The sequence below is a fragment of the Kitasatospora sp. NPDC056783 genome (genome assembly GCF_042789895.1).
Taxonomy (GTDB): Bacteria; Actinomycetota; Actinomycetes; order Streptomycetales; family Streptomycetaceae; genus Kitasatospora.
This window is the reverse complement of record NZ_JBHUAF010000528.1, coordinates 1-4621: the sequence shown is the minus strand read 5'-3', so window position 1 is coordinate 4621 and position 4621 is coordinate 1. Positions and strand designations below refer to the sequence as shown.

3 protein-coding genes and 1 pseudogene are annotated in these 4621 nt (G+C 76.1%); 3 read left to right on the top strand and 1 reads right to left on the bottom strand.

What is annotated here, in order from left to right; all coding sequences use genetic code 11:
- A pseudogene (locus tag ACFRMQ_RS38475) lies at positions 1 to 225 on the bottom strand (hypothetical protein); the annotation flags it as partial.
- A gap of 210 nt (positions 226 to 435) precedes the next feature.
- Between ACFRMQ_RS38475 and ACFRMQ_RS38470 the strand changes: the two are divergent.
- The 3 genes from ACFRMQ_RS38470 (at position 436) to ACFRMQ_RS38460 (ending at position 4187) form a co-directional block, all read left to right on the top strand.
- Positions 436 to 1197: a serine/threonine protein kinase gene (locus tag ACFRMQ_RS38470; protein ID WP_380735533.1), complete on the top strand. Its 762-nt coding sequence runs from the start codon at positions 436 to 438 to the stop codon at positions 1195 to 1197.
- Positions 1194 to 2798, top strand: coding sequence for a serine/threonine-protein kinase (locus ACFRMQ_RS38465; protein ID WP_380735532.1), 1605 nt, complete (start codon positions 1194 to 1196; stop codon positions 2796 to 2798). The genes ACFRMQ_RS38470 and ACFRMQ_RS38465 overlap by 4 nt, the downstream gene beginning before the upstream one ends.
- Positions 2799 to 3086: 288 nt before the next feature.
- Positions 3087 to 4187 (top strand): calcium:proton antiporter, encoded by a 1101-nt coding sequence (locus tag ACFRMQ_RS38460; protein WP_380735531.1) that lies wholly within the window; start codon positions 3087 to 3089, stop codon positions 4185 to 4187.
- The last annotated feature ends 434 nt before the right edge of the window (positions 4188 to 4621 follow it).

Genomic DNA, 4621 nt, shown 5'->3' with positions numbered 1-4621 from the left:
GGCCGCCCCGCCGATCCCCGCCGCGGCCCCGCCGCTCAGCACCGTACGGCCCTCGAAGCGCGGCCGGGGCCGCCCGTCGGTGCGCTCCGCGGACTCGGCCCGGGCCCGCCCGGCCCCCAGGGTGGCGGCGGCCCCGGCCAGCCCCAGGGCGGAGGCGCCCAGCAGTGCCCGGCGGGCCGGTCCGGGGGCGGAAGTCGAAGGAGAGGAAGGGGGGTTGGTGTCCATGCGGGGAGCCTCGCGGCACCGGCCCGGTGGCCGCTTCGGTCGACCGGCCGGACCTCCCGGCCGGAAGGAGGAAGCGCCTCCTCCCCGGGCAGGAGGGCAACTCCGGGCCCGCCCGGCGGGGTTGGCGACGCCCGTCACCCGTCCGGGTGGCGGAGCGCCCGTGGGACGAATCGGACGGATACCATCGGCCCGATCCCCCGGAGGTGCCGCGTGGACACGGTCATCGTGCAACTTCCCGCCGCCGGGCCAGGGGCGGCGCCCGGCGAAGCCCCCGGCCTGCTGCGGCTGGGCCCCGGTGAGGCCGCGGTGTTCGGACGCGGGGAGCCGGGCCGGCCGGCCCCCATCCCCCTGCCCGACCAAGGCGTCTCCCGGCGTGCGGGGGAGGTCGTCGCGGCCGAGGACTACTGGCGGCTGTCCAACTTCAGCGCCTCGGCCACGTACGTGGTGGAGAACCTGGAGGGCGCGGGGGAGCACATCAAGGTGGCGCCCGGGCGGCTCGGCGCCCCCGTTCCGTTCGAACTCTCCCGGGTGCTGCTGCCCGCCCTCGGCGAATCCGCCGCCTTCAAGGTCTTCGCCCCGCAGCACGCCTACCTCGACGGCCCGCCGGGCGGCGCCGACGGCGAGCGCACCGTCAGCCCGTTCGCCCTCGACCCGACCGCCAAGTACTTCCTGGTCCTGCTCGCCCTCTGCGAGCCCCGGCTGCGCTCGCCCTCCGCCGCCGCCGTCCCCGGCGTGACCGAGGTGCTCGCCCGGCTGCGCGCCCTGCCCGGCTGCCGCGGGCTGAGCCGCTCGGCGGTGAACTACCACATCGACTACCTGGTGGAGACCAAACTGCGGCTGCGCGAGCCGTACGAGGAGGGGCCGGGCGGCGGCAAACGCGAGGAACTGGTCGCGCTGGCGCTCAGGTTCGACCTCGTCCGGGAGGAGCACCTGGCGCTGCTCCCGGCCCGGCGCCCGGCCGCCCGGCCGTGAGGCCCGGCGCCCGACCCGGGCCGGAGCCGCCCGGCGGCGGGGGCGGTGCTCCGCTCCGGGAGGGCCCGGCGTCCGGTGCTCCGCCCGGGGAGGGGGCGGCGTCCGGCGGGCCGGAGGGCTTCCCGATCCCCGGCGGGCCGCCCTTCGCCGTCCCGGAGGGCTACCCGATCGCCGGCTACCGGCTCGGTGCCCTCCTCGGCGCGGGCGCCTGGGGCAGCGTGCACGCCGCCGAGGGACCGGACGGCGCCCCGGCCGCCGTCAAGATCCTCGGCGCGGCCCGGTTCAGCCCCGGCCAGCGCGGTACCGTGGCCCGGATGGCCCGCAGCGAACAGCGTTTCAGCCGCCGCGCCGACCACCCCCACCTGATCCGCACCCTCGCCGTGGTCACCGTCGAGGACCCCGACCACCCGGCCCTGGACGGCGCCGTCGCCCTGGTGATGGAACGCGCCGCCCGCAGCCTCCAGGACCTGCTGGCCGAGGCCCGCCCCGGTACGGCGGTGCCCGGAGCCGAGCGCATCCTCGCCGAGGTCTGCGCCGGACTGACCCACATGCACCGGGCCGGCTGGGTGCACGGGGACCTGAAACCGGCCAATGTCCTGCTGATGCCCGACGGCACCGCGAAGATCGCCGACTTCGGCCTGACCGCCGAGCTGGAGGGCACCCACGCCTACGCCCCGCCGCTCGGTTCACCCGACCACGTCCCGCCCGAGTGGTGGTCCCAGCGCACCGGCGCGCGCGGCGTCGCGGTGCGCCCCAGCGCCGACGTCTGGGCCTTCGGCGTGATCGCCCACCAGCTGCTCACCGGAGGTCTGCACCCCTTCCTCGGCGCCACCGCCCGGGCCCGTTCACTGGCCGCCCAGGCGTACGCGCGGGGCGCCGCGCCGCTGCGGCTGGACGAGGCACTGCCGGCGCGCTGGCGGGCCGCGGTCGCCGCCTGCCTCGCCCCCGCCCGGGAGGAGCGGACCCGGACCGCGCTGGCCGTGCTGGTCGCCCGGGCCGCGGCCGGTCCGGCCCGGAGTCGCCGTGCCGCCGTCCGCGCCGGCGCCGGGCTGCTCGCCGCGGGGCTCGCGGTCCTCGCCCTGGCCGGCGGGCCGGAACCCGGCGGTGCGGGTGCCGCCCACCGCGGGCCGGCCCCGCTGCCCGGCGCGATCCCGGCGGGGTCGGACGTCCCCGCGGCGTACCGGGGCATGATCGAGAACGCGGCGCGGCGCTGCCCCGAGCCGGAGGTCACCCCGGTCCTGCTGGCCGCGATGCTGAAGGCCGAGAGCGGCTTCGACCCGAACGCCGCCCGCCCGGAGACCGGCGAGTACGGCATCGCCCTGTGGACGCCCTCCGTGTTCGAGGCCTGGGGCAAGGCCGCCGCCCACCCCGGGCCCACGTCCTACTGGGACCCGGGCGACGCGATCGCCGCGATGGGCAACTACGCCTGCTGGCTCGACCAGCGGCTCAAGCGCCGCGGCGTCACCCGCGGCCTGCCCGGCCTGGTCGCGGCGGCCTACCGGACCAGCGACAAGACCGTGGCCGCCGCCGGGGGCGTCCCGGAGCGGGTTCGCCACCATGTCGACATAGTTCTCCAGTACCTCCACGACTACGGGGGGTGACTGCCGAGATGGGCCGAAGTGGGGGCTGCGGACCGCCGGGGGCGTCCCGGGTCGGCCGGGTACCTAGGCCGGCGGCGGGGCGGCGGTGGCGTCCGGGCCTTCGGGGTGACCGCTCCGCGGCGGTCGCCGGGGAGGCCCGGAGCGGGTTCGGATATATGTCGACAAAGTGCTTCAGTGCCTTCGCGATCACGGCGGGTGACCGGCGAAATGGGATGAGTTATGCCACATCCCCGCGAATCCCGGCGCGGGCACCCGGGTGACGGGCCTCCGGTCTGGAATCCTCGGCGCATGATCACGAAGCTCCGCGCGAGCGTCGCGCAATGGACCGTCGTCATTCCGGTGGTGTCGTTCATCGTCCTCATCCTGACCTGGCACGAAGAGCTGCCCGGATGGGTGGTGGCGGTGGTCGCCTGCTTCCTGGTGGGTGCCGTGCTGTCCGCCGTGCACCACGCCGAGGTCATCGCGCACTGGTCGGGCGAGCCCTTCGGATCGCTGGTCCTCGCGGTGGCGGTCACCGTGATCGAGGTCGCGCTGATCGTGACGCTGATGGCCGACGGCGGGGAGAAGTCCTCCACCCTGGCCCGGGACACCGTCTTCGCCGCTGTGATGATCACCTGCAACGGCATCCTCGGACTGTCCATCCTGGTCGCCGCCGTCAAGTACCGGACCGCCGTCTTCAACGCCGAGGGGACGGGCGCCGCACTCGCCTGCATCGCCACCCTCGCGACCCTCAGCCTGGTGCTGCCGACCTTCACCACCAGTTCGCCGGGCCCGCAGTTCTCGACCACCCAGCTCGCCTTCGCGGCCATCGCCTCGCTCGTCGTCTACGGACTGTTCGTCGCCACCCAGACCGTCCGGCACCGGGACTACTTCCTGCCCGTCACCCCCGAGGGCCGGGTGCTGGACGAGGAGGAGCACGCCTCCCCGCCCACCCTCCGGGCCGCCGGGGTCAGCCTGCTGATGCTCGCCGTCGCGCTGGTGGCGGTGGTCGGCCTGGCCAAGGGCGTGTCGCCGACCATCGAGACCGCGGTGGACAACGCCGGGCTCCCGCACGCCGTGGTCGGCGTGGTGATCGCCATGATGGTGCTGCTGCCGGAAACCATCGCGGCGCTGCGCGCGGCCGTCCGCAACCGGGTGCAGACCAGCCTCAACCTGGCCCTCGGCTCGGCGCTCGCCAGCATCGGCCTGACCATCCCGGCGGTCGCGATCGCCTCCAACTGGCTCTCCGGCCCCCTCGTCCTCGGCCTCGACTCGGCGCACATGGTGCTGCTGGCCCTGACCATCGTGCTGCTCACCCTCACGGTCATCCCGCGCCGGGCGACCCCGCTCCAGGGCGCGGTGCACCTGGCGGTGCTGGCGGGGTACGTGGTGCTGGCGCTGAACCCGTGAGAGCGCGCCGACCGTAGTCGACAGTGGAAGCCCCTGGCCCGTGCCCCCGTGCGCCAGGGGCTTCCGTCGTTCCCGGGGCCGGGGCGTCCGGGGCTGTCGTCGGACGCGCGTCCCGCCGGGTGACGCTCCCCGATACCGCGCCCTGGGCAGGCCTCAGTGACCTCAGCAGCCCCAGTGGCCCCAGTGGTGCTGATGGGGCCAATGTGACTGATGGGGCTGATGGTGAACCCGTGGGGCGGGGCCGGCCGTGATACCTGGTGAGGGCCCCTGGTCCACCCCCGAGACCAGGGGCCCTCGTCGCCCTGCGGTGCGAGCGCCGGCGAACCCCCGGAAGGGAGCGTGCCGTGGCGGCGGAAGCCCCGGGCCCGCGAGCAGTGCGGGGCAGGGGCGTGGTGGCGCCTCGCCCCGGCAGGTGTCCGCGTGGGGGCGGACCC

Bases quoted from the DNA above. Each gene is read 5' to 3' on its own strand.
- ACFRMQ_RS38460 (WP_380735531.1), top strand. From the start codon at position 3,087: ATGATCACGAAGCTCCGCGCGAGCGTCGCGCAATGGACCGTCGTCATT.